Below are 26,023 nucleotides of genomic sequence, written 5' to 3'. Positions count from 1 at the left end.
TAAAAAGAAATCCCATACCAAACCGAAGCGGACTAGGAAGTCGCGGTAAGGGTATAATGGAGCAGAGAAATTGTTGTTATACTATATATAGAGTTCACCCACTATCGATACCGGCCTGTCCATTTATTAGTGAGTTCAATAAAATCAAAGTCTAAAGTGCTAGATTGAGGCTCTAAAATTCCAGATTGAAAGGAACGCTGCAAAATATCTTCTATCATATAATCTTCCTTAACAGCTTCAGGGTGATATTCTTCTTTTAAAGATATTTCAAAAAGACTAGCGGTGGTATTGTACCAAAAGGCCCGCCATCCGCTTTTTAAATTTTTAATCAGGCTGTACGTAGTAATTCCGGTTTGTCTATGAATAAGCTTTACTAAGATCTGCCCTTCTGTATGAGTGAGTTTCTTCAATTCGGCCGCAAATTGATCTTCAATATAGTTTTGAACAATTTTGGTATATTTCTTTTGTGCTCTCTTTGTCTTTATTTGATCGAGCCGCGAATTAAGCTCTGTCAACCTTTCAGACGCCAATTTTGCATAAGGGTAAACCTTTCTTGTTTTTCTTCTTAAAATAAGGTAAGCCCTCCTATCGGCATTAGAAGCAAACTTCACTTTCCCTAAGATACGCACCTCGTCTAAAGTTATGGATTCCCTCATAACCGTATCTCCTTCTATAATGAAATATTCACTTTGGAGAGTATCCTGAACAGGCTCCAATTGTTGAGCCTGTATACTGAATAATACAAAGAATAGCAGCAATGTATAATATAGCTTCAAACGTATATTTTTTTTAAAATTCAATTTATCATAAACCAAAACCATTCCAAATTTACAATTAATGGTCTTGTCATACATTTAATTCTTAGTAAATTCGTGAAAAATTATATTATGAAACACGACGAATTATTAGATAAGAAATCAATAGATTTTCTAGAAAAATATCTGAATAATGCTTCACCAACTGGTTATGAATGGGAAGGTCAGAAAATATGGATGGATTATCTAAAGCCTTATGTTGATGAATTTATAACTGATACTTATGGTACTGCTGTTGGAGTTATTAACCCTGATGCCGAGTTCAAGGTAGTTATTGAAGGACATGCCGATGAGATATCGTGGTATGTGAATTACATTACCGATGACGGATTGATATATGTAATTAGAAATGGAGGAAGTGATCATCAAATCGCCCCCTCTAAACGAGTGAACATTCACACGAAGAGAGGTATTGTTCAGGGTGTATTTGGATGGCCAGCCATTCATACCCGAAGTAAAGAGAAAGAAGAAGCTCCTAAACTTGATAATATCACTATAGATGTAGGGTGCACGAGCAAAGATGAAGTGGAAGAACTTGGAGTACATGTAGGTTGTGTTATCACCTATCCCGATGAATTTTTTATTCTCAATGAAAACAAATTTGTATGTCGAGCTTTAGATAATAGAATGGGAGGTTTTATGATCGCTCAGGTTGCACGACTATTAAAGGAGAATAAGAAAAAACTTCCTTTTGGTCTTTATATCACCAACTCGGTACAGGAAGAAATTGGGTTACGAGGTGCCGAAATGATTACTCAACGCATTAAACCCAATGTAGCAATTGTAACCGACGTTACTCATGACACCACTACGCCTATGATCGAGAAAAAAACGAATGGGTATGCGAAAATTGGTGAAGGACCAGTAATTTCCTATGCTCCGGCGGTTCAGAATAAACTGAGAGAATTATTGATTGATACCGCAGAGAAAAAGGAAATCCCTTTCCAAAGAGCAGCATTATCTCGTGCTACGGGTACAGACACCGATGCATTTGCTTATAGTAATGGCGGTGTTGCATCTGCATTAATATCTTTACCCTTACGTTATATGCATACAACTGTTGAAATGGTACATAAAACCGATGTAGAAAATGTAATAAAACTGATTTATGAAAGTATCTTAAACATTAAACAAGGAGATAATTTCAGCTATTTTGACTAAATAATTAATCTTAAATAAAACAGGTCGCTAATTAGCGACCTGTTTTATTTAAATTTTCACATTATTTTATTATCTATACTAATTCGTTATAATTATAACAGAATTCCTCAATGACTATTAGACGATTCTCTGTTAACTTTTATTGAAGACTTTACTCAAGCCTCGCTATTGAGATGGCTTATTTTTCTTTCAGGTTAAATAAAATATTCTTATATATTATCAATTAATTCTAGTGGGCTGAATTTTTCGTAATTCCAAACGGCAAGCGTTAGGGCTTTATTTCAAAACTATTAGGTAAAGATAGTTTCGCATACCATAATTGATAAATTAATTTTTAATCATCAATCATTCCCATAGAATTCCAAAAATTGTTTGATTTTATCTATATTATTTACTTTATGTGATTTTAAATAATTTTCAGCTATTGAATTTCCGGCAAATATTTGTTTTAAATCCTTGGTTTTGAGATGAATTTCTTTCATATCATTATCTTTTATGATATAATATTTATAATCTTGAAAAATCAATATATTATCAATTCCCAAGATATCGCTTTTCTTCCTTGTAGCTGCAAGCTCAGGTTTAGCTATGAATTTTAAATTCTCCTCATTATAGAATTCTAAATAATATGATTTATTATTTTCTTCTCCTCTTAATATTAAGGCATAAGCTCCAAAATCATATTTAATATTATCAATTTTAGGTAAAATTCTTCGTTCAGAATTCGGAGTGAGCTTTATTTCCACAATATCGTCCAGAAGATTGAATCTTAAATAGGCAGGTTGTGAAGTTCCATTCTGAATATCTGAAATATTACCCAGTACAAAATCATTATTTAAATAAATACTACCTTCGTACTTATTAAATCCTTCATAACGATCATCATTAGGGAAATATCTCAAATGATCTATAATAGGGGGTATCTGAGAAAACATTGTTAAATGAAAAACCGAAAATGCGAAAATTAAAAAAGTCTTTTTCATAGCAGTATTTTTAATAATTTAATAATCATGTGCGATCTTATTGAAGTGAGAATTTATAAATTGTTTATTAATATACTTATTTTTAATATTTCTACCAAATCTACAATTAACATTTATTTACTTACCCTAATATAATGTTCATGATTCAAGAACTATTGCAGACAAAATTGTTATAATTGTTAAAAAACACTTGCTTCCTATCTCCTTTTGTAATAACATTCTTAGGAATAACCCAAAAAATTAAAGGTAATACTTCAACGAACAAGAATTCATTTGCACAAAAGTTAGATCAGTTAGTGCAATATGGAATCTAAATTGGTAGCGTGGAGTTTATACCGAATTTTCTTGTACTATATGATGATGGATTAATTGGCCAGGCTATTGATAATTGCAATTGTGGATTCATACTCTCCGAGGTGGCTCTAAAAAAAACAGAAATTTTTAGTTATATCGACGAAGGAATAAAGTTTATTTAATAAAAACGCTTGCTTCTTTTGTAAAGAAGCAAGCGTTTTTATTGCTCGAATTTTCACAAAAAATTATAATTTGTTTGTTTTGAATCGTGTTATCTTTAAATAAAAAATCCATGACAATCACTGAAGATTCTATTGAGACTCTTTTAAAAGATCCAGAAGAAGCCGCATCTATGGCTAATCTTATATATTTAAAAGAACATCAACTTTCCATTTTCAGAAAAAAGCATGGAAAGGGCTTTATATATTACAGGAAAGATAAAAAGATTTCTGATAGGAAGGAAATAGAAAGATTCAAGAGTCTGGTGATTCCTCCTGCATGGAGAGACGTAAAAATCGCCCATCATAAAAATGGGCATTTACAGGTTATTGGATTGGATGAAAAAAGCAGAAAACAGTATAGGTATCATCCTAAATGGTCGGATTTGCGCAATCAGACCAAATTTTATAAGATGATAGCATTTGGCGAACAACTTCCCAAAATAAGAAAGCGAGTTGATAAAGATCTTGATCTTCCGAAAATGACCAGAAGAAAAGTTCTAGCGTTGGTGGTTAGGCTTATGGAAGAAACCCATATTAGAATTGGAAATGATTATTATGCAAAAAAGAATAAGACTTATGGCCTTTCAACGTTGCGTACTCGACATGTAATAACTTCTAAGAATAAAATGAAATTCGAGTTTGTTGGAAAAAAAGGAAAGGAACACTCTGTGAGCATTCGAAATAAAAAACTTATTAAACTAGTAAATCAATGTGAAGAAATTCCGGGATGGGAACTTTTTAAATTTTTTGATGAATATGGGGAAAAACAAGTTGTTGATAGTGGCATGATAAACGAATATATTCATGAGATAAGCGGAGATATTTTTTCTGCAAAAGATTTCAGAACTTGGGCTGCTTCAAAAATTTTCTTTGAAACTTTACACGAGGTGGGGCATGTCCCGGAAGAAAAAGAAAATAAAAAAAATATAATAACAGCCTTAGATGCTGCAGCAACCGGCTTAGGAAACACTCGTACAGTGTGCAGAAGTTATTACGTTCACCCCTACCTAATGAAATCATATGAAGAAGGAGACATTGTAAATCATTTCAAAAAAATAAAGGAAGAAAAATCCAAAGATTATTCTTCCTTATCATGTTCAGAAAAAGTGATGTTAAATATTTTTAGAGAGCATGCAACTAAATAAGTACTCTAAAAACTTATTTAATGGTATCATAATATTTCAACATGTTGACAACATCTTCAATATCCTTTATTCTATTATTATCAAAATATTCTTTCATCCCCTTCTTATCCCCCAATAACTTCTTAAAATCCTTTTCCTTTAATCTCACTTCTTCAAAGGTAGAACCAGGTTGGCCTATATAATAATTAACATCTATATCTAAGGTTGCTGGTTTTGCTTTTTCATAACCTGTTTTCGCAATTTGACCAGGAATAACTTTTGAGCTTGGTTTGGCTATAAAAATAATATTATCGGATGAATAATAATTTATTATAAATCCATTGATCACACCTACGTCCTTTACCTTATATGAACCTAATGCATAATAATAGTCTTTTAATTTATATGTGAATTTTTGTTGTCTTGGTAAAATATAGATCTCAGTTTGAGAGGGGCCAACTTTTACTTCTATTTGGTCATCTACAACATTGTATCTAATATAAGCGGTTTGGTTTTTAACCCCTTCTTCTTGGATAATTCCCGGAGAAAATTGATCCTCGAAATATGGAGAACCTTCTAAATCATTAGTTATAGATGATTTTGTCTGAATCTGATTTCTAGAGTTTCCAGCGTCAAATGGATTAAAACCTTGTGAATAACCTATGAAGGTTAGAGTTAGAAATACCGCTGTTATAATTTTTATTTTCATATTTAAGTTATTTATTAAACTGCCATCAACTATCAGACCACTAAACCAATGATCGATCAATTATCTCATCAATTATTTCAGGATTCAGCAATGTAGAAGTATCTCCAAGATTTGAAGTATCGTTCGAAGCAATCTTTCTTAGAATTCGCCTCATAATTTTACCACTTCGCGTTTTTGGAAGACTGCTTACGAACTGAATCTTATCAGGTTTGGCAATGGGACCAATTATTTTAGACACTTCTGCTTTGATCTCATCTTTCAATACCTCAGATGGTTCTACATCATTATAAAGAATAACATAAGCATACAGTGCATTTCCCTTAATATCATGTGGAAATCCAACCACTGCACTCTCTGCAACTTTTGGATGCTCATTTATGGCATTTTCAATTGGAGCCGTTCCTAAGTTATGACCCGAGACAATTACAACATCATCTACTCTACCAGTAATCCTGTAGTTACCGGTAGCATCTCTATACGCTCCATCTCCCGTAAAGTACATATTGGGATAAGCAGAAAAATAAACTTCTTTGTACCTCTGATGATCACCATAAATAGTTCTTGCCATAGAAGGCCAAGGAAATTTAATCGCTAAGCGCCCTTCAGCCTTTTCATGAATATTCTCCATTTCCACTCCTTCTTCATCTATTAAAGCTGGCTGAACACCTGGCAAAGGTAATGTAGCAAAAGCCGGCCTGGTAGGAGTAATTCCTGCTAAAGGTGATATCATAATAGCTCCTGTCTCGGTTTGCCACCAAGTGTCCACAATTGGACAATTCCCTTTTCCTATCATATCATTATACCAATGCCAGGCCTCCTCATTTATTGGTTCCCCTACAGATCCAAGAACCTTTAGTGATGAAAGATCGCTTTTTTCAACAAATTGAATTGGCTGTTTAGCCAATGCTCTAATCGCTGTTGGAGCCGTATAGAAATGGGTTACTTTTAATTTATCAATGATCTCCCAAAACCTCCCATAATCTGGGTAACTGGGAACCCCTTCAAACATTACGGTCGTGGCTCCGGCCGCTAAGGGACCATATATAATGTAAGAATGACCCGTAATCCAACCTATATCTGCTGTACACCAGTAAACATCGTTTTCTTTGGAAGTTCCATGGTTATATTGAAATACATTTGCAAAGGTATAAGTTGTTCCCACCATATAACCTCCGGTGGTATGAACCATACCTTTTGGTTTACCGGTAGATCCGGAAGTATATAATATGAAGAGCATATCTTCGGCATCCATAGTTTCTGCCGGACAATCACGCTCCACTTTCTCCAATTCCTCAAACCAGAATTTATCCCTTCCTTCCAGCATTGGGGTATGCTCTACAGTTCTTCTGTAAACTATTACCGTTTCGATAGACGGAGTGGACCTTAATGCTTCATCACAAATCTCCTTTAAGTTTACCGGTTTAGACCCACGATAAACCTGATTTGCCGTTATAAGCATTTTGCAGTCAGAATCATTAATTCTACTGGCAATTGCGGTACTTGAAAAACCGGCAAAAACTATAGAATGCACCGCTCCAATACGCGCACATGCCAACATTGCTATTGCAAGTTCAGGTATCATAGGCATGTACAAACATACTTTATCCCCTTTTTTAATACCATTATTCTTTAAAACGTTGGCAAAGTGTGAAACCTTTACAAATAACTGTCTGTAAGTAATATATCTAGACTCTTCATCTGGATCGTTTGGCTCCCAAATTATAGCGGTTTTGTTCCCCAATTTCTCGAGATGACGATCTAAACAATTTTCGGTGATATTAAGCTTTCCCCCTTGAAACCATTTTACATCAGGTTTGGTGAAATCCCATTCCAAAGTTTTATTCCATTTTTTTTGCCATTGAAATTTATCGGCTATATTTTCCCAAAATGTTTCAGGGTCTTCTACACTTGCCTGGTAGGCTTTTTTATATTCTGCGAATGATTTGATTTGTATTTCTTTCATTCTCTAAAAATATACAAAGCTGTTTAAACAGCAAAAGAGAGCTCCTATAATTTATTAGAATAATATAATGTTTATACTTGTTAAATAATATTATCGGATGTATTTAAGCTTTCAACTACTGGTATATTAAAAAAATGATTAATAACCTTGCGGTATGACTTTACATTTAAAATCAATTTACACCCTTATAGCAGCCCTTATCATGCTCATTCCTTATTATACAAAAGCTCAGAACTATCAGTTAGAATGGTCTGATGAATTTACCAGTCCCGAAATAAATGAAAAGTATTGGAATTTTGAGTATGGGCTCGGAAAAAATAATGAACTGCAACATTACAGGTCTGCAAAACAAAATGCTCGAATTGAAAATGAAAAACTTATTATTGAAGCCCATAAACAACATTATGAAGATGCTAATTATACTTCGGCTCGGTTAAATACATTGGATAAAAAGCATTTTAAATATGGGAAAATTGAAGTAAGAGCAAAATTACCACAGGGAAAAGGTACCTGGCCAGCCATTTGGATGTTAGGTGCAAATCACAAAAAGGTGGGTTATCCCTACTGCGGAGAGATTGATATTATGGAATTTGTAGGAAAGGTCCCCGGTGAAGTTCATGGAGCAATTCATTATCCAATTGATAGAGAAAATAATATTGACTCTGTTTCCGATAATTACATTTTACCCTCCACGGAAGATGAATTTCATGTTTACAGTATTGAATGGAATAAGCATGAAATCAATTATTTTGTTGACGGCGATCACTATTTCGCCTTTAATATTGACGACGCAAAACGTTTTGGTAGAAAAAACGTTTTTAGAAAGCCATTTTACTTGGTTATTAACTTAGCCTTAGGAGGAAAATGGGCCGGAGAAGTAGATGATTCTATCTTTCCAACCCAATTTTACATCGACTATATACGTTATTATAAAATAGCAAAGTGAAGAAAATTGCTATTGCTTCGTATTTAGATACTCCAAAACATTTTTTTCAATCCTATTTTGAATATCGTTAACATCAGCCTTAATAAAATCTGATCCCGTTATCTTCTCATATAGTTCAATATATCTTTCAGAAACAGTTTGAATGTAAGCATCGCTCATTTCAGGAACAGTTTGGCCCTCCAGTCCTTGAAAATCGTTCTCTATAAGCCATTGTCTAACGAACTCTTTAGATAACTGTTTTTGAACCTCCCCTCGCTCTTGTCGTTCTTTATAGCCGTCGGCATAAAAATATCGGGAAGAATCTGGGGTATGAATTTCGTCTATTAAAACTATTTTACCATCCTTAGTTTTACCAAATTCATACTTTGTATCTACTAAAATCAAGCCTCTTGAGGCAGCGATCTCGGTACCTCGTTGAAATAATTTACGTGTATAATCCTCTAAAATCTCATAATCTTCTTTGGATACAATACCACGCTTAAGTATATCTTCTTTAGAGATATCCTCATCGTGATCTCCCATTTCAGCTTTTGTTGCAGGAGTAATAATTGGAGTAGGAAATTTATCATTCTCCTTCATACCATCAGGCATCTCTACCCCACAAAGTATTCTTTTTCCTGCTTTATATTCACGAGCCGCATGACCAGATAAATAGCCACGTATTACCATTTCCACTTTAAAAGGATCGCAATTTAATCCCACAGCCACATTAGGATCTGGAGTTGCCGTTAGCCAGTTTGGCACTAGGTCTTGAGTATCCTTCATCATTTTTGTTGCTATCTGGTTTAATATTTGTCCTTTAAAGGGTATCCCCTTTGGCATTACAACATCAAAAGCAGAAAGTCTGTCGGTGGCTACCATTACAAGCATATCATTTTCAAGTTGATATACTTCTCTAACCTTTCCTTTATAAACAGATTTCTGACCGGGAAAATTAAAATTAGTGTCAATTATGGTATTCTTCATAGTAACTATTAATCCTGAATAAGGAATATGGTTTATAAATTAGTTGAATAGTGCTATTAAATATTTTATTCGGTATGTTCAATTTTTTTATACGCTGAAATAATTCGTTTTACCAATCGGTGACGAATCACATCTTTATCATCAAGGTAAACCATCCCTATCCCATTTACATCTTTTAGAACCAACAAAGCTTCTTTAAGCCCAGATATCACGCGGCGTGGCAAATCGATTTGTCCAGGATCGCCAGTAATAATAAATTTAGCGTTCTTTCCCATTCTGGTTAAGAACATTTTCATTTGGGCATGAGTAGTGTTTTGAGCTTCATCTAAAATAACAAAAGCATTATCTAAGGTTCGTCCACGCATAAAGGCTAAAGGCGCAATTTGTATAACACCTTTTTCAATAAAAACTTCTAATTTTTCATGAGGGATCATATCTCTAAGCGCATCATATAATGGCTGCATGTAAGGGTCGAGTTTTTCCTTAAGGTCTCCCGGTAAAAAACCTAAGTTTTCACCAGCTTCAACTGCGGGTCTGGTAAGAATAATTTTCTTTACTTGCTTTTCCTTTAAGGCTTTTACAGCAAGTGCGACCCCTGTATAGGTTTTCCCTGTTCCCGCTGGGCCTATAGCAAATATCATATCATTCTTTTTGCTCAACTCCACCAACTTACGCTGATTCGCGGTTTGAGCTTTTATCAACTTCCCTCCTACACCATGCAATAAAATTTGACCGCTTTCAGCAGAGGTAGAATAATCGTCCTGACTTGTGCTAGTTAAAACCCGTTCTATATCATTTTCATCAAGTTTATTGAACTTTACAAAATGATCCATGAGCATGGTGAATCGCTTATCGAATTCTTCCAGCATATCTTCATCTCCATAAACCATGATCTTGCTTCCGCGAGCTACTAGTTTGAGTTTTGGAAAATACTTTTTAAGAAGTTCAATGTGTTCGTTTTGTTGTCCAAAAAATTCTCTTGGATTAATTTCTGAAAGTTCAATGATGAGTTCGTTCAAAAGCTGAAAGTATTAAGATTAATTTTCGATACTAGTTGACATTTTATTTGCTTTCACCAATACAAATCCTAATTTTGCTATCTAGGTTTGAGCAGATATAATTGCTATTTTTTCGCAGAATATGGATGAAATAAAATTATCTTAGCCTGCTATACAAACTTACGGAAAATAACACGCCACCACCTTAAAAAAATATTAACAATTGCCTATGGCTATTATCACTTTAACAACTGATTTTGGAGAGAAAGATCATTTCGCCGGGGCAGTTAAAGGGACAATCTATTCGGAAATGGATGATGTTCGTATTGTTGATATTTCACATTCTATTTCACCTTTTCATATTACGGAAGCATCCTATATAATTAAAAATGCTTACAAATGCTTTCCTAAAGGCAGTATACACATTATTGGAATTGATTCAGAGTTAACTCCAGAGAATAAGCATTTGGCCATTTTATTAGATGATCATTACTTTATTTGTGCCAATAACGGAATTCTAACTCTAATAGCTTCAGAAATAAAGCCGGAGAAAATTGTAGAAATTAATATTCATAACACCGTAGAATCTAACTTTCCCGTACTTGATGTATTTGTAAGAGTTGCATGCCATATTGCCCGTGGAGGCACATTGGAAGTGATTGGTAAGACCATAGAAAATTTACGATATTTAAAGGAAATTGAGCCCTACTTAAATTCTGAAAAAAACCAGATAATTGGTCATGTTCTTTATATAGATAACTACGGAAATGTGGTTACTAACATTAACCGTAAACTTTTTGAGAACACCGGAAAAGGAAGAAATTTCACCATTACTGCTCGTACTGCAAGATTTCAACAGATATACGAAACCTATAGCGATGCTATCAATTTCAAATTGGAAAAGGAAAAAAGAGAAGAAGATGGTAAAAAATTAGCTATTTTCAATTCTGCCGGATATATAGAGTTGGCGGTTTATAAAAGCAATCCCAGCACAGTGGGGAGTGCTTCTACCCTTTTTGGTTTAGAATTAAGAGATACCATTACCGTAAAATTTGAATAATATGTTTGTTAGAATTGTAAAGTTGGGATTTAAACCTGAAGCTATAGCCACATTTCTTGAAAATTTTGAAGATCAAAAATTGAAAATTCGAGGTTTTGAGGGCTGCCTCTTCCTAGAACTTTACAGAGACAAGAGCAATACCAATCAATTTTTTACGTATAGTTATTGGAAGGATGAAGCTGCTCTTGAAAAATACAGAAATTCTGATCTTTTTAATAATATATGGGCGAACACTAAAATTCATTTCAATCAGAAACCCGAAGCCTGGAGTGTAGATAAATTAGAGAGTCTGGCTTGATTACCTAACTATTAAACGAATTAAATAAAAGATCTTGATAGCAATCCTAAAAAAAGAAATGTATTCATTTTTTTCCTCACCTGTAGGATATTTGGTGATTGGAATATTTTTGACCATAAGCGGGTTATTTCTATTTGTATTTAATGGAGCTTATAACATTCTTGACAATGGCTTTGCCGATCTAAGTCCGTTCTTTAATCTGGCCCCCTGGATTTTTATATTCCTTATTCCAGCCATTACTATGCGTAGTTTTTCTGAAGAAAAAAGACAAGGTACCATGGAACTTTTGTTAACCAAACCTATAAGCACACAGCACTTAGTTATTGGAAAATTTTTGGGAGCATTACTCCTTAGTTTTATTGCCTTACTGCCTTCTATAATATATATTTTCACAATTTATCAATTGGGAGCACCTACAGGAAATCTGGATACAGGAGCGACTATGGGCTCTTATATTGGCTTATTCTTACTTGCAGCGAGTTATACTGCGATTGGCTTATTTGCATCTTCCCTTTCAACTAATCAGATTACGGCATTTATAATCTCATTATTCCTTTGCTTTCTTTGTTTCTTCGCATTTGAAGGTTTAGGGAATGTTCAAATGTTGGAAAATTCCAATTACGGAATGGAGTATTTAGGAATGAGCTATCATTATAAAAGCATAAGTCGTGGAGTAGTCGATACAAGAGACCTTATTTATTTTATAAGCCTGATCGGGTTCTTTTTAAGCCTGACCTATTTAAAAATTATACTCCCAAAAAATAAAGCTTAGAATTTGAAAAAACGCTCTACATATAAGTTCATTCTTATTTTAGCTACAAGCTTGGTGCTAGTCAATTTTATTTCTTCAAAATATCATCAAAGATTTGACCTTACTCAAGATAAGCGATATACCCTATCACCCGCAGCGAAAAACATTTTAGATAATGTAAAAAGCCCGGTTATAATAGATGTCTTTTTGAAAGGGAGTTTTCCTCCGGAATTTCGCCGACTCCAGAACGAAACACAGCAGTTCCTGGAAGAACTTACTGCCTATAATTCAAACATTCATTTCAATTTAATAGACCCTTTAGCTGAAGGTGATAATGCCAACACAATTGCAGAAGAATTCTATAAATTAGGAATGACGCCTGCCAGAGTAAGTGTTATGGAAAATGGAAAAGCAAGCGAAACCCTAATTTTCCCCTGGGCAATGGCAAGCTTTAATGAACAGAGTGTAAAGATCCCTCTCTTAAAAAATAAACTGGGAGCTACCGATGAAGAACGTGTGAACAACTCGGTACAACAGTTGGAATATGCATTTATAAATGCAATTAACCAGCTAGTTACTCCTCGTAAAAAGAAAGTGGCAATCATGCGTGGAAATGGAGAGCTGCCTGACTCGCAAATTGCCGATTTCATCAAAACCATACGTCCTTACTACTTTGTAGCGCCCTTTACTTTAGATTCTACAGATGTTAATCCTCAGAAAACTCTTGAAGATTTAAAAGAATTCGATCTTGTTGTAGAAGCCAAACCTACTGAAGCGTACACCGAAAAGGAGAAATTTGTTCTGGACCAATATATAATGAATGGAGGAAAAGCCTTGTGGTTGCAAGAAAATGTGGCAATGGAAACCGATAGTCTTTTCAATCCAACAGGAAGTGCTTTTGCTTTACCTCGAGACCTTAATTTAAGTGACTTCTTTTTCTCCTATGGAATAAGGATCAATCCGGTATTGATAAATGACATTTACTCCGCTCCAATTATACTAGCCAGTGGAAACGGCAGTGACACCCAATTTAGCCCCTACCCTTGGTTTTACAGTCCGCTAACAACCTCGCCTAACACGCATCCTATTATAAATAATATTGAAGCTGTAAAATTTGAGTGGGCCAACCAAATAGATACTTTAAAGAACAGTCTTAAAAAGACAATCTTATTAAGCAGTTCCCCTAAATCAAAGATCGAAGGTACTCCTCGCGAGATAAGTTTGAATATTTTAAATACACCGCCCGATATTGCCAGTTATACTTCGGGAGAGCAACCATTAGCAGTACTCTTGGAAGGTAAGTTCAAATCGGTATATAAAAATAGAATAAAACCTTTTGGTACAGCAGCTAAAGATGATAGTAAAAGCACTAAAATGATCGTGATATCCGACGGAGATATCATTAAAAATCAAGTTTCCAGAGGAGAGCCTCAAGAACTCGGATTTGATCGCTACACAGGTAATACCTACGGAAACAAGGAATTCTTGCTAAATGCAGTTAACTATCTTTTAGACGATTCCGGCCTCATCAGTATTAGATCCAAAGAAGTGAGCATTGCTTTCTTAGATACCGAAAAAGCTTCAGAAGAGCGCATAAAATGGCAATTAATAAATCTTCTATTCCCCCTTGTATTGTTGAGCCTAGGAGCTATACTCTTTAGTTACTTTAGAAAAAAACGTTATCTTAAAAAGTAAGTGGATCTTCGCTTTTTTATAATTCCGAATAAATATTAACAAAATTTAGCTTAATGCATTTTAAAAGCCCTTTAAAAACAGGGATTTACTGTAAAATCAACAGATTTTAATGTTAATAAATTATCCCGGGATGTTCTTCCGTTTTTGAATGATTAAGATATATTTGTAGTGATTAAAACTAATCGATACGTCCATGAAATTTATTGTATCCAGTACTTATTTGCTGAAACAGCTTCAAATTTTGGGAGGAGTTATCAACAACAATAACACTCTTCCAATTTTAGATAATTTTTTATTTGAATTAAAACAGGATGAATTAACTGTTTCTGCTTCAGATCTAGAGACTACCATGTCTGCTAAATTAAAAGTAGAATCAGATTCTGAAGGAGCCATTGCTGTACCAGCCCGTTTGCTTTTAGAGACTTTAAAAACTTTTCCAGAGCAACCTTTAACTTTTGTTGTTGAAGACAACAACACTATAGAGCTGAGTTCTAACCATGGTAAGTACGCTTTGGCGTATGCTGATGGGGAAGAATTTCCAAATGCAGTAGAATTGAACGAACCTAGCAGTACTATTGTACAAGGAGATGTTCTGGCAACCGCTATCAGTAAAACTATATTTGCTTCTGGTAACGATGATCTTAGGCCTGTTATGAGCGGAGTTTTCTTCCAGTTCTCTACAGAAGGTCTGACCTTTGTTGCAACCGACGCTCACAAATTGGTGAAATATTCGAGAGAAGACGTTTCGGCTTCCCAAGCAGCAGAATTTATCATGCCTAAAAAACCTTTAAATCTTTTGAAGGGGATTCTAGCAGGAAGTGAAACTGATGTGCTAATTGAATATAACGAGTCTAATGCAAAATTTACTTTTGAAGATACTCAGTTAATCTGTAGACTTATTGATGGAAAATATCCTAATTACGAAGCGGTAATTCCAAAAGAGAATCCAAATAAATTGGTTATAGATAGAAGTCAGTTCTTAAGTTCTGTAAAAAGGGTTTCCATTTTCTCAAATAAAACCACTCATCAGGTACGTTTGAAAATTGCCGGTGCAGAATTGAATATTTCCGCAGAAGACATTGATTACAGCAATAAAGCCGAAGAAAGACTTACTTGTTCATACCAAGGAGACGATATGCAAATTGGCTTTAATTCACGTTTCTTAACCGAAATGTTGAACAACCTTAATGCAAATGAAGTGCAATTAGAAATGAGCTTGCCAAATCGTGCAGGAATCCTTACTCCTGTGGATGGTTTAGATGAAGGTGAAAAAATCACAATGCTTGTTATGCCGGTAATGCTTAACAATTAAAAGAAGCATTCAACTATATAAATAAAGCCCGATTGAAATTCAATCGGGCTTTATTATTTGTATAAAACAGTTTTTTTATTTGAATATCTGAATACTGAAAGGGTAACTAGGCATCTCTCCTTTACTCACTTTTATGGCATTGATAATTGGGAAAACCAAGGCCAACAGTCCAATTACTATCAATAATAAAATTCCCAATCCGAATAAAATAATTAACGGAATACATATTAAGGAATAGATAAATAAGCTAATCTGGAAGTTAATGATCATTTTTCCGTGCATATCCATTTCATAAACCTTATCTTTTTGAGTTAGCCATAAAATAAGAGGAACAATGAATCCTCCTACCCCGGTAACAAGGTCCAGTAACTGACTTAGATGCATTATAATTAGCATTTGTTTATCTTCTCTCATCATTTTATACCTACTTTTTAGAATTTAAGTGACTGCTTTATTTATTAGTGCACTTATTCTTTTATATGTTACAGTTAATACATTAAATCCTCTGTTTTTTCTTTTATATCTTTGCAACATGATAATAAATGATAGTATTGTAGCATTGGCCACGCCATCTGGGGCCGGTGCAATTGCAGTAATAAGAGTTTCGGGGCCTGATGCCATTACTATAGTTTCTCCATTATTTAAGGCGAAAAGTAAAAAGAGCCTAAAAGATCAGCCTACCCATACACTACATCTGGGAAATCTTGTAGATGGAGAACGTATTTTAGATGAAGTTTTAGTGTCCATTTTTCACGGGCCAAAATCATATACCGGAGAAAATACTATTGAAATATCCTGTCATGGGAGCCAGTATATTCAACAAGAAATCATTCAGTTATTGATACGACATGGAGCGCGATCGGCTGAAGCTGGAGAATTTACTTTACGTGCTTTTTTGAACGGGAAAATGGATTTGAGTCAGGCAGAAGCCGTTGCCGATCTTATTTCAAGTGAAAATCAGGCTTCCCATCAAATGGCCATGCAACAAATGCGCGGGGGATTCAGTAATGAGATCCAGAAATTGCGTCAGGAATTATTGAATTTTGCCTCTCTTATTGAACTTGAGTTGGATTTTGCCGAGGAAGATGTAGAGTTTGCGAACAGAGATGAATTTAAGAGTTTGGTAAGTCGAATTCAGCAAGTATTAAAAAAGCTGATAGATTCCTTTGCAGTAGGAAATGTATTGAAAAATGGAATCCCTGTGGCTATTGTAGGTGAGCCTAACGTTGGTAAATCTACCTTATTAAATGCACTTTTAAATGAAGAACGCGCGATAGTTTCAGATATTGCTGGAACAACGAGAGATACAATTGAAGATGAGATCTCTATTGGCGGGATTGGCTTCCGATTTATTGACACCGCGGGAATACGCGAAACCGAAGATATAATTGAAGGCCTAGGGATTAAGAAAACCTTCGAAAAAATCAGCCAGGCACAGGTAGTAGTGTATTTAGTTGATAGTTCTAAGTTAAGTTCCGAAAGCGACCGACTGCACGAGGTACATGTGGAATTGGAAAAAATAAAGAATCAGTTTCCACTGAAACCTTTAGTAATAGTAGTTAATAAGATCGATCAACTTTCTGAGGCCGATATTGAAAGACTAAGAAATTCCCTGAGTGATATTAATGGTGCATCTCTCCAGTTGCTTTCTGCCAAGAATGGTATTGGCGTGGAAGAATTGAAATCAAAATTATTAGAATTCGTTAGTACAGGAGAGCTTCGAAACAATAACACAATTGTTACCAATAGCAGGCATTACAACTCTCTTCTAAGCGCTTTAGAAGACATAAATAATGTACAACAAGGTTTAAATAATAATCTTTCAGGAGATCTTCTCGCCATAGATATACGTGAAGCACTTCATCATTTTGGGGAGATCACGGGAGAAATCACCAACGACGACCTTTTAGGGAATATTTTTGCCAACTTCTGTATTGGAAAGTAACACAATCATTTAAGCTTTTTTCTTTTCTGGATTGGTTAAACCTGCGCGGCTCATGGCTCCCCAGGTTTTCTTTCCTCGGATGAGATCTATATTTCCCATAACAGCTGACCACATGATAACCGGATGATATATAACAGGCTCTAATAGAGCTGTACCAATTAACCTCCAAATATATTTTGGCTTCTTATACTGCTGAAAGGAGTACTCTTCAAAGAAAAGTGCTGTTATGGAAAAGAGAAAGGCAAAACTATAAACTGCCGTAAAAAATGTTCCAAAGATTAACCAGTTAATTTGCCCGAATAACAACAAGAATAAAAAAAATAGAATCCCAAAAAACTCGATCAATGGTGCGAGCCATTCAAAGAAGAACCAGAATGGGGTACTTAAAATTCCTAACACTCCATACTTAGCATTGAATATCATTTTTCTATGAATCCATAAGGTTTCGGCTGTTCCTCTAGTCCATCTATTGCGTTGTCGCTGTAAGATCTTCCAGCTTTGAGGAACTTCGGTCCAACATAGCGGATCTGGTACAAAACCAACACTATAAGGCTCATCTCTTTCCCGCATCATCCTTCTCATTCTCACAAGTAATTCCATATCCTCTCCCACGGTATGAATATTATAGCCGCCTGCCTGAATAACAATATCCTTATCAAACATTCCAAATGCGCCGGAAATAAGTAAAAGTCCATCTACACGAGACCAAGCCATACGCCCCATTAAAAATGCTCTGAAATATTCCAGTACTTGTACCCTTGCAATGAACTTTTCTGGAAGTTTAACTTCAATAATTCTCCCATCTTCTATGATACACGAATTGGCTACCCTTATTACACCACCTGAAGCAATTACCTTTTTTTCATCATTTAGAAATGGCTTAATAAGCTTAAGCATTGCATCATTTTCAAGAATACAATCTACATCTATACAGCATATTAAATTATTCTTACAAATATTAATACCTGTATTTAAGGCATCTGCTTTTCCTCCATTCTCTTTATCGACAACCGTCAAATTCTTAAAGGCCTTATTTCTGGACTTATAGATACCACGTACCTTTTTAGTTGGAATGTAGCTATGATAAAGCACCTGCTCTATTTCCAGCTCGTATTCTTCAATAAGTTTGGCTAAAGAATCGTCACTACTACCATCATTAATAATAACAATTTCGAAGGATGGATAATTTATGGTAAGAAGTGAGCGAACATTCTCTACAATATTCAAGCCTTCGTTAAAGGCTGGAGCTAAAATAGAGATCGCAGGAAGATTCAAAGATTGAAGTAAGGCAATTTCATCTTCAAAATTATTTCTTCTTTTATAATCCCTAATTTCAACTAATGAAAAAGCGGCAGAAAAAATATAACCCGCACATATAATAGAGCCATAAATTAAAAAAAGCCAACTGGCTATTTCTGTAACTTGGTGTAAAATTGGTGTCATTAAAGTCCCATCTCCTGTTCATGCAAATATTGCATATGTATCTCGTCTTTTTTGTTTGGAAAGAAATATTTTTCAATATTAAAATATTTTATTTTTAATTCCCAATCTTGAGCTGCTAACATAGGTTTTATTTCCTTTAGATCATCAAATGTTCCCAATTGTTCCACGCTTCTCAAAATCTCCTTTTTTATACTAATGCTCTCCTGCTTAAAAGTAGGTAATATCAAATTTAAAAGCTCGATGTACTCCAAACTGCATAGAGCATGAATTGCTTCCTTTCGTATGCTTTCTTTTTCATTTTTTAAAAATGGGAGAAGTTTAGGAATGTTCTCAAATTGATTGTATCTGGCAATCATCCTAATTGAAAATTCTACAACGGTATCCAATTTATGATCTAGCCATATAGAAAAATCTGGTGCAGGCCCCTGGTAAAAATTCTTAAGGGCATTTTCAATATATATTTGCTGCCACGTAGTTAAAGGTCGTTCTGTTTTATCTAAAAACTGCAGTGGATTGTCTTTGGCCACTTTTAAAAAGTAAAGCTGCGATTGCTGCCTTACCTCATTCTTCGGGTCGTTCAAATAGGGCTCTATCTTTTTAGCAGACACTTCAATTCCTAATTCTGATAGGGCATAAATAGCTCTGGCTACGGTAAACCAATTACCTTTTTTTAAATCATTTAAAACAAATTTATCTAGTTGTAATTGAAGAAAAAGTTCTTCTAAAGCAATTGCCGACTCCCCTTTTAAGTTTTCGTGGAATAACAGGATTTCTTTTATGGTTACTTTAATTTCTAACGGAGTTTTAAGGTGATCTGTTCTAAAATCCTCAATTTCCTTTAGTTTATCAAAATCTTCCTCAAATAAAAATGAATTTAAGAAGTCTATTAAAAGTAATTGCTGTGCCTGTTTTTTATCATTTCGGATATTTTTTTCAACTCTTAGAAAAATAATGAAACCTATTAAACCTATGGTAAGCAATAAGAAAAGTAAAATAAAAAGCGCATTAATTTTCATAATCCATGCCCACTCCTCAGGGAAATAAGCAGTGACGTTATGTAAAACATCTTTCATCTGAATCATGAATTATAAATAAGGTGAAGTAATTAATTGATAAATGTATAGCCCGGAGCCAACGATATATAGCAACCCTTTTTAATGCTTACGTAAAGTTTAAGCCTTAGGATTTGGCAAGAAGGCGTTTCACTCTTAGTGAAAGTTCGTTTGGGCTAAAAGGTTTGGTTATAAAATCGTCCACACCCATATTAAAAGCGTCCATTATAATTGTTTCTTGGGTTGATGTAGACAGTACTATAATGGGAGTTTGTGGATATACCTTTTTAATATAGCTTATTAGCTCATTCCCGGTAACGAAAGGCAACATTAAATCGGTTAGAATCAAGTCGAACTCACCTTCTTTTAAAAATTTCATGGCCTCTCTACCATCATGCGCAATGTGAACATCATTACCGTCTTTGGTTAATTTAAATTCCAAAGATTTAATTACCATTGGGTTATCTTCAATCACTAAAATTTTCTTCATACCTCTGAATTTAGCTCAGGAAAGTCCCGACTTAATTGTTCTGTAATGATATTAAATTCTTGTTGAAGTTCGCCGATAAGATAAGCCATTTCTTCATCTTTAGCTTCATTATTTATTAAGTGACAAATGGTTTCACCTGTTTCACTTTCCAGCATAGCAAATGAAGGCTTTATACCGTGAGCTATTTCTCTAATCTTGGTAAAATCACGGTGAGTAAGCACATTATTCAAGCTTTTAAGTTCCGAATCTACTGAAGTTTGAAACAAACCTAGAGATTCCATAATAATACTCTCGTTTCCGTCGAAAATCTCGTTAAGATAATTTAGAGAATACCTATTATTTTGAGCAGGGGCAATTTCAATAGATTTAGAAAAGACAGCATTAATATCCTCTATAAGGCTTTGTTTATGAAAGGGCTTTTTAACAAAGCCTTCCACATAAGAATGAACTCGAGGGCGCACCTCGGTAAGTTGGTTGTCCACACTAATTAGAACGGGAAGCGCTAAACCAAGTTCAGACTTTATATAATCGGCAGTTTGAAAGCCATTTAAGGGAAGAGAATCTTCCTGAATAACAAGTAGATCAGCGGTGCTATTATTCTGCAGCCATTGAATAGCTTCTATTCCAGATTTACAATAAACCAAATTCCATTCTTCAGATATAGCAATTTGGCTGAACTTTTCCTGTTCAATAATATTAGTTTCTACCAATAAAATAGTAAAACCTCTGCTTGGGGCATAAGTAGAATTTTCCATGATTCGGTGATTTGGGGAAATACCTGATCTAGATAAATATTAATTAAATAATATTAATAAGAAATTTTATTTCATCATTTATTTTCTGTTCGTATTGCGAAAGTACATCTTTTTTGAATGATTGTATACTTTCCAGTTCAATTGCTAAGTCTCTGAGGATGTTAAAATTGCAATTCAAAGCAGTTCCTTTAATGCTATGAGCTACTTTTTTAATGTTATCTAAATTTTCCTTCGCAATTTCATCAGCTAAACTAGCTGAAAGTTTGTTAAGATTTGAAGTAACTATTTTCATTAGTTCAGCTACATCCTCCTCATTACCCATAAATTTACTAAATAATTCGTTTCTATCATAATGAAGCTTTAAGTCGGTAGCTTTTTCAGGGGTTTCTAAAGCTTTAGGTGGCTCATCTTTTTCAATTAAATATAATTTAATAATGTCGTTAATGGTATCAAAAATTACCGGTTTAGTAATATAACCATCCATTCCGTATGAGGCACATCGCTCCTCTTCCCCTTTTACAGTTCTCGCGGTCAAGGCGATTATAGGAACATGCATCGCTTTGTTCTCATACGCCCTAATTTCAGTTGTTGCTTCAAAACCGCTCATTTGAGGCATTTGAATATCCATGAAAATAAGATCTACCTGCTTGGTTTTATAAGTTTCCACTGCTTCTAACCCATCGTTGGCTTCTAATATATTAGCATTAGGAAGTGCTTTTAAAATAATAGTTTTGGCCAAAAATTTGTTTACCGGGTTGTCTTCGGCTACCAAAATAGTGTAAATCTCGCTGGTTTCACTACTGGCCGACTCTTTAATATAATTATTAGAATCTTCTAATGGAACCTTTATATTTTTCAACATTCGGAATAACTGATCGATTTGAATAGGCTTGGTAACATTAAATTGTACTTCCAAATCTTTGCAAGCTTGATGTATCTTATCATCATCTGCTGAGCTATGCAATAAAATAATTGGGAGAATATCAGACGTAACTAAAAGCTTTTGTCTAATATGGCTTATAAGCTCAATTCCATTCATATAGGGCATATTGTAATCTACAATGGCCAGATCAAAGTCGTTTTCTACCTCCAGAGTTTGAAGAGCCTCAATCCCGTTGGCAACAAGGTGGGTTTCAATGTTAGAAATAGCAAGCATTTCCTGAAGGATTATTCTATTGTTTTCATTGTCGTCTACCACAAGTACCTTCTGAATTTCCTTTGATGATTCTTTAAAATTAGAATGTCCTTTTTCTGTTTCTAGAGTAACATTAAAAGAAAACTCACTTCCTATTCCCAAAGTACTTTCCACCTTTAATTTACTATCCATCAATTCCAATAATTTATTGCTAATGGTAAGCCCTAGGCCAGTTCCTCCATATTTCCTGGTGGTTGAAGAATCTTCCTGATCGAAGGCATTAAAAATCTTTGCAAGGTTATTAGGAGCAATTCCTATTCCCGTATCTCGTATAGTAAAAGTAAACTGCATTTCTGAGGAATCAACATTAAGGAGTTTTGCTTCTATTTTGAGCTCCACTTCCCCCTTTTCTGTAAATTTTACAGCATTCCCCAAAAGGTTGGTAAGTATTTGTCTTATTCTAACAGGATCTGCAAAAATATATCTGTTAACATCAGGAGAAATATTCAATAGAATTTCCAGATTCTTTTCATGCGCCTGATGTTTAATAATATCTACTGTCTGTCCGCAGAGTTCTATAAGGTCTGTCCTTTCTTCACTCAGTTCTAGTTTTCCGGCCTCTATTTTTGAAAAGTCAAGTATATCATTTATAAGGTCTAATAATGAATTTGCCGAATTATAAACGGTTTTCATGTATTGTTTTTGGCTTGGATTAAGTTCCGTTTTCATCAATAAATCGGTAAACCCAATAACTCCATTTAGGGGAGTACGAATCTCATGGCTCATATTTGCCAAAAATTCTGATTTAGATTTATTTGCCGATTCAGCTTTAATCTTAGCCTTTACCAAAGAATTTTCCATCTCCTTTCTACTGGTGATATCTTCAATTGTGGAGAGAATTATTTTCTTTCCGGAGGCGTCTTTCATTCTTACGCCGTTCACCAGAACCGGAACACTTCTTCCATCTTTTCTAATGAATTCATGCTCGAATGGATCGTCTGTTCCAAACTGAAGAAAGTGTTCAAGCTTTTCGATATCTTGATCTTCTCCCTGTGGAATGCATTCCCTATATGTAATATCTAATATTTCGTCATAATCGTAACCCACAGATTCTAAAAGTGCAATATTGGCATTAATAAACTTTCCTGATTCAATATCTATAAGACCAATTCCAATTGGGGAAAGTTCATATAAAGATCTAAATCGAAGTTCATTCTCTTTTATAAGCTGTTCTGCATTTTTACGCTCGGTAATATCTGATTGAGTTCCAATCATTCTAACAGGATTTCCATCTTCATCCCATTCTATTATTTTACCTCTGTCTAAAATCCATTTATAACTACCATCCTTGCATCTAACCCTTTTTTCTACGTTATATAATGGAACTTTATTATCAAAATAATCTTTTACCGCTCTATTAGATTTTTCTTTATCATTTGGATGAATTCTATCATCCCAATCCTTAATATCTGTCAAAGCTTCATCAGAATCAAAACCAAGCATGTTCTTGGCATGATTGGACAAGTATTGTTTGCCTTCTTGAATATCCCAATCCCACACTCCATCTCCAGAACCTTCTAAAGCAAATTTCCATCGTTGCTGGCTCTCACGAAGTTCCATTTCAATATTCTTCAAATAAGAGATATCAGATGCAACTCCTATATAACTGATAATTTCACCTTGATCGTTGGTAACTGCAGTTACCACTAATTGAATTGAGAAACGCGACCCATCTTTTCTAACATAAGTCCATTCCCGAGATTCAAATTTCCCATCCTTTGCTTTTTGAATGAACACATCAAAACCGCCTATTTGCCTACCATATTTTTCTGAAAGTTCTCTTCCTCGCTTCTCTACTTCTTCCTCATCATGAAAAAGAATAACATTTTCTTTACCTATTAACTCTTCAGATGTATAACCTAATAAATTTTCTGCACCTCTATTTATCTTTCTAATCGTTCCACTTAAATCAGCTTCTATTAATGACACCTGGGTAGTAGCATCCATTACAGATTGTAATTCATGTAAACTGTCCCGTAAGGCTTCTTTGGCTAACCTGCTTTCGGTAATATCATTTATTTGTGTGATAAAGTATAATGGATTGGATTCTTCATCCCTTAAAAGAGAAACATTTAGTAAACCGTAGATGATACTTCCGTCTTTATGGAGGTATCTCTTCTCAATGGTATAGGCCTCTCTCTTATTACTCAGTAGCTCAGTAACGAGTTCTTCATCAATTGTTCTATCACCAGGATGGGTATGCCCATGAAAACTGATCTTTAAGAATTCTTTATGTGGGTAACCTGCCATTTGAGATAACGTACGGTTAACGCTTAACCAATCACCTTTTAATCCAACCATTGCCATACCGTTAGGAGAAAATTCGAACGCGCTTCTAAATTGATTGGCGCTTTCCTGAGCTTTAGCTTCCAGTTCTTTCCTAAAGGTAATATCTTCCACCTGAGTAATTATCAAGCTGGGCGATCCGTCGTCATTTTTTATAAGTGAGGTATTAATATTACACCATATAATCTCTCCGTTTCTCTTTATGAACCTACCCTGTAATTTATAATTATTGATCTCACCTGAAAGCAATCTTGTTCTATAATCGTGTGCCGTTGCTAGATCATCAGGATGCGTTACATCACGAAAAGTTAAACCTAGAGTTTCTTCTCTTGTTGCATTTTCATATCCAAAAATGTTTAATGTGGCCGGGTTAATCATTACTAAAGTATTGTCCGGATTCACCAAAACAATCCCAATAGAAGAGTTGTGAAATATTTGTTGAAATCTGTCCTGGCTTAACTTTAACTCCAGTTCTCTATTTTTCTTTAGATTAATATCTTGAAATGCTCCATATACTCTAACACATCTTCCATTTTTCATTTCAGGTTTACCAAAGGCTCTCACCCAAACTTCATTGCCCTTAATAGTTACTATTTGCAATTCTTCATTAAACGGAATTCCATCTTCTACAGCAGCTTTAAAAAGCTCGGCTATTCTATCTCGGCTTTCACCCTTCTTATAAAAATTGATACCGGTATTAAGGTCTGGTTCATAATCTTGATCTACCTCATGTATATCTTTGGTTACTTTGGTCCACGTTAATTTGTGATTTACCAAATCCATTTCCCATCCCCCTATACGTGTGAGCTCGTTGGCTTCATTAAAAACCTCATTTAATTTTTTAAGATATTTATTTTCGGATAAAAGCTGTAAGTTCTCGCTATCATCTCTATTTACATTATGAAATACTAAAAGCAGTCGTGATTTCACGCCATTTTCCTTGGAAGTAATGTAACCCTTCCCTCCTAACAACACCATTTTATTATCGGTGTGCTTTGATTTGAAAACCGTTTCAAATGGCTTATCAGGGTTCATTGCAGCTTCTGTAACCAAACTAAGAACGTAAGGCCTATCTGAGGCTAGCATAATTTCGTTCCAGTTACTTTCTACATTTTTATCCTGTGATATTGAATATCCCAGCGTATCCCAGAAATTCTCACTTATCCAAACATTTTCTTTGTTTTCAAGGTCACAATACCAAATTCCATCAACTACATTGCCGCTTAACCATTTAAATACTGAGGGATCATTTTTAAGAAGCTCATAAAATTCAGATTGTAGGTAACTATTCAATTGGGGCATATTTAAAAAGTTTGCAAACTGTGAGTGAAATTTAATATTGAAATTGTTCCACCTATCAAAGTAATTCAATAACTTCAAAATTACAAACAATTCCCACTACGATATAAAAAAAGCACAATCATTTATATTTTCCAATAATTATGCATTCAATTAAAATGGAAATTAGAAAATATAATATTCCTGCAATCTATTAAATAGATTTATGCTTTTTAGGCTTTAAATAAACATAACCCTTAGAACTAATATTTTCAAGTATCCT

21 protein-coding genes and 1 pseudogene are annotated in these 26,023 nt (G+C 34.6%); 9 read left to right on the top strand and 13 right to left on the bottom strand.

Features of this window, described 5'->3' with window-relative positions; translation table 11 throughout:
• Positions 1-78: pseudogene (locus tag L1I30_RS14360) on the bottom strand (putative porin); the annotation flags it as partial.
• Between the two features lie 23 nt (positions 79-101).
• Positions 102-776 (bottom strand): DUF4294 domain-containing protein, encoded by a 675-nt coding sequence (locus tag L1I30_RS13885; RefSeq protein WP_236134905.1) that lies wholly within the window; start codon positions 774-776, stop codon positions 102-104.
• Between the two features lie 111 nt (positions 777-887).
• On the opposite strand from L1I30_RS13885, the gene L1I30_RS13880 reads away from it, so the two are divergent.
• Positions 888-1,976, top strand: a complete 1,089-nt coding sequence (locus L1I30_RS13880) for a M42 family metallopeptidase (RefSeq protein WP_236134904.1) — start codon at positions 888-890, stop codon at positions 1,974-1,976.
• Positions 1,977-2,317: 341 nt separating this feature from the next.
• Here the strand turns inward: L1I30_RS13880 and L1I30_RS13875 are convergent, their stop codons facing one another.
• Positions 2,318-2,959 carry a hypothetical protein gene (locus L1I30_RS13875; protein WP_236134903.1) on the bottom strand — a complete coding sequence of 214 codons (642 nt, stop codon included), beginning with the start codon at positions 2,957-2,959 and terminating at the stop codon, positions 2,318-2,320.
• Between the two features lie 586 nt (positions 2,960-3,545).
• On the opposite strand from L1I30_RS13875, the gene L1I30_RS13870 reads away from it, so the two are divergent.
• Entirely contained in the window at positions 3,546-4,619 is a 1,074-nt protein-coding gene (locus L1I30_RS13870) for a DNA topoisomerase IB (protein ID WP_236134902.1), read from the top strand.
• Positions 4,620-4,632: 13 nt separating this feature from the next.
• On the opposite strand, the gene L1I30_RS13865 is transcribed toward L1I30_RS13870, so the two are convergent.
• Entirely contained in the window at positions 4,633-5,307 is a 675-nt protein-coding gene (locus L1I30_RS13865; RefSeq protein ID WP_236134901.1) for a hypothetical protein, read from the bottom strand.
• 40 nt (positions 5,308-5,347) lie between these two features.
• Complete coding sequence (gene acs, locus L1I30_RS13860) at positions 5,348-7,270, bottom strand: acetate--CoA ligase (protein ID WP_236134900.1); 1,923 nt, start codon at positions 7,268-7,270, stop codon at positions 5,348-5,350.
• 154 nt (positions 7,271-7,424) lie between these two features.
• On the opposite strand from acs, the gene L1I30_RS13855 reads away from it, so the two are divergent.
• The gene (locus L1I30_RS13855) at positions 7,425-8,216 is read left to right on the top strand and encodes a glycoside hydrolase family 16 protein (RefSeq protein WP_236134899.1); all 792 of its coding nucleotides are present in this window, start codon (positions 7,425-7,427) and stop codon (positions 8,214-8,216) included.
• A 9-nt stretch (positions 8,217-8,225) separates the two neighbouring features.
• On the opposite strand, the gene L1I30_RS13850 is transcribed toward L1I30_RS13855, so the two are convergent.
• Entirely contained in the window at positions 8,226-9,182 is a 957-nt protein-coding gene (locus tag L1I30_RS13850; protein ID WP_236134898.1) for a phosphoribosylaminoimidazolesuccinocarboxamide synthase, read from the bottom strand.
• A gap of 65 nt (positions 9,183-9,247) precedes the next feature.
• On the bottom strand, positions 9,248-10,201 hold the full coding sequence (locus L1I30_RS13845; protein ID WP_236134897.1) for a PhoH family protein: 954 nt from the start codon (positions 10,199-10,201) through the stop codon (positions 9,248-9,250).
• A gap of 208 nt (positions 10,202-10,409) precedes the next feature.
• On the opposite strand from L1I30_RS13845, the gene L1I30_RS13840 reads away from it, so the two are divergent.
• The 5 genes from L1I30_RS13840 to dnaN all read left to right on the top strand — a co-directional run bounded on the left by L1I30_RS13840 (position 10,410) and on the right by dnaN (position 15,296).
• On the top strand, positions 10,410-11,240 hold the full coding sequence (locus L1I30_RS13840; RefSeq protein ID WP_236134896.1) for an SAM hydrolase/SAM-dependent halogenase family protein: 831 nt from the start codon (positions 10,410-10,412) through the stop codon (positions 11,238-11,240).
• Between the two features lies 1 nt (position 11,241).
• On the top strand, positions 11,242-11,538 hold the full coding sequence (locus tag L1I30_RS13835; protein ID WP_236134895.1) for a putative quinol monooxygenase: 297 nt from the start codon (positions 11,242-11,244) through the stop codon (positions 11,536-11,538).
• 34 nt (positions 11,539-11,572) lie between these two features.
• Positions 11,573-12,310 carry a gliding motility-associated ABC transporter permease subunit GldF gene (gene gldF / locus L1I30_RS13830; RefSeq protein ID WP_236134894.1) on the top strand — a complete coding sequence of 246 codons (738 nt, stop codon included), beginning with the start codon at positions 11,573-11,575 and terminating at the stop codon, positions 12,308-12,310.
• A gap of 3 nt (positions 12,311-12,313) precedes the next feature.
• Positions 12,314-13,984 carry a gliding motility-associated ABC transporter substrate-binding protein GldG gene (gene gldG / locus L1I30_RS13825; protein ID WP_236134893.1) on the top strand — a complete coding sequence of 557 codons (1,671 nt, stop codon included), beginning with the start codon at positions 12,314-12,316 and terminating at the stop codon, positions 13,982-13,984.
• A gap of 193 nt (positions 13,985-14,177) precedes the next feature.
• Positions 14,178-15,296, top strand: a complete 1,119-nt coding sequence (gene dnaN / locus L1I30_RS13820) for a DNA polymerase III subunit beta (RefSeq protein ID WP_236134892.1) — start codon at positions 14,178-14,180, stop codon at positions 15,294-15,296.
• A 75-nt stretch (positions 15,297-15,371) separates the two neighbouring features.
• On the opposite strand, the gene L1I30_RS13815 is transcribed toward dnaN, so the two are convergent.
• On the bottom strand, positions 15,372-15,710 hold the full coding sequence (locus L1I30_RS13815; RefSeq protein ID WP_236134908.1) for a DUF4870 domain-containing protein: 339 nt from the start codon (positions 15,708-15,710) through the stop codon (positions 15,372-15,374).
• 118 nt (positions 15,711-15,828) lie between these two features.
• Here L1I30_RS13815 and mnmE point away from each other — a divergent pair, with 118 nt between their 5' ends.
• Entirely contained in the window at positions 15,829-17,241 is a 1,413-nt protein-coding gene (mnmE, locus tag L1I30_RS13810; protein WP_236134891.1) for a tRNA uridine-5-carboxymethylaminomethyl(34) synthesis GTPase MnmE, read from the top strand.
• Between the two features lie 9 nt (positions 17,242-17,250).
• Here the strand turns inward: mnmE and L1I30_RS13805 are convergent, their stop codons facing one another.
• The 5 genes from L1I30_RS13805 to L1I30_RS13785 all read right to left on the bottom strand — a co-directional run bounded on the left by L1I30_RS13805 (position 17,251) and on the right by L1I30_RS13785 (position 25,764).
• Positions 17,251-18,684: a glycosyltransferase family 2 protein gene (locus L1I30_RS13805; RefSeq protein ID WP_236134890.1), complete on the bottom strand. Its 1,434-nt coding sequence runs from the start codon at positions 18,682-18,684 to the stop codon at positions 17,251-17,253.
• Positions 18,684-19,757, bottom strand: a complete 1,074-nt coding sequence (locus tag L1I30_RS13800; RefSeq protein WP_236134889.1) for a HEAT repeat domain-containing protein — start codon at positions 19,755-19,757, stop codon at positions 18,684-18,686. The genes L1I30_RS13805 and L1I30_RS13800 overlap by 1 nt, the downstream gene beginning before the upstream one ends.
• A 106-nt stretch (positions 19,758-19,863) precedes the next feature.
• The gene (locus L1I30_RS13795; RefSeq protein ID WP_236134888.1) at positions 19,864-20,226 is read right to left on the bottom strand and encodes a response regulator transcription factor; all 363 of its coding nucleotides are present in this window, start codon (positions 20,224-20,226) and stop codon (positions 19,864-19,866) included.
• Entirely contained in the window at positions 20,223-20,981 is a 759-nt protein-coding gene (locus tag L1I30_RS13790; RefSeq protein WP_236134887.1) for a response regulator, read from the bottom strand. Before L1I30_RS13790 ends, L1I30_RS13795 begins: the two co-directional genes overlap by 4 nt.
• Before the next feature lie 43 nt (positions 20,982-21,024).
• On the bottom strand, positions 21,025-25,764 hold the full coding sequence (locus L1I30_RS13785; protein WP_236134886.1) for a PAS domain-containing hybrid sensor histidine kinase/response regulator: 4,740 nt from the start codon (positions 25,762-25,764) through the stop codon (positions 21,025-21,027).
• Positions 25,765-26,023: the final 259 nt, after the last annotated feature.

Source organism: Gillisia lutea, from assembly GCF_021568705.1.
Lineage (GTDB): Bacteria > Bacteroidota > Bacteroidia > Flavobacteriales > Flavobacteriaceae > Gillisia > Gillisia lutea.
The sequence above is the reverse complement of the archived record's forward strand: the minus strand, read 5'-3'. Positions and strand labels throughout refer to the sequence as shown.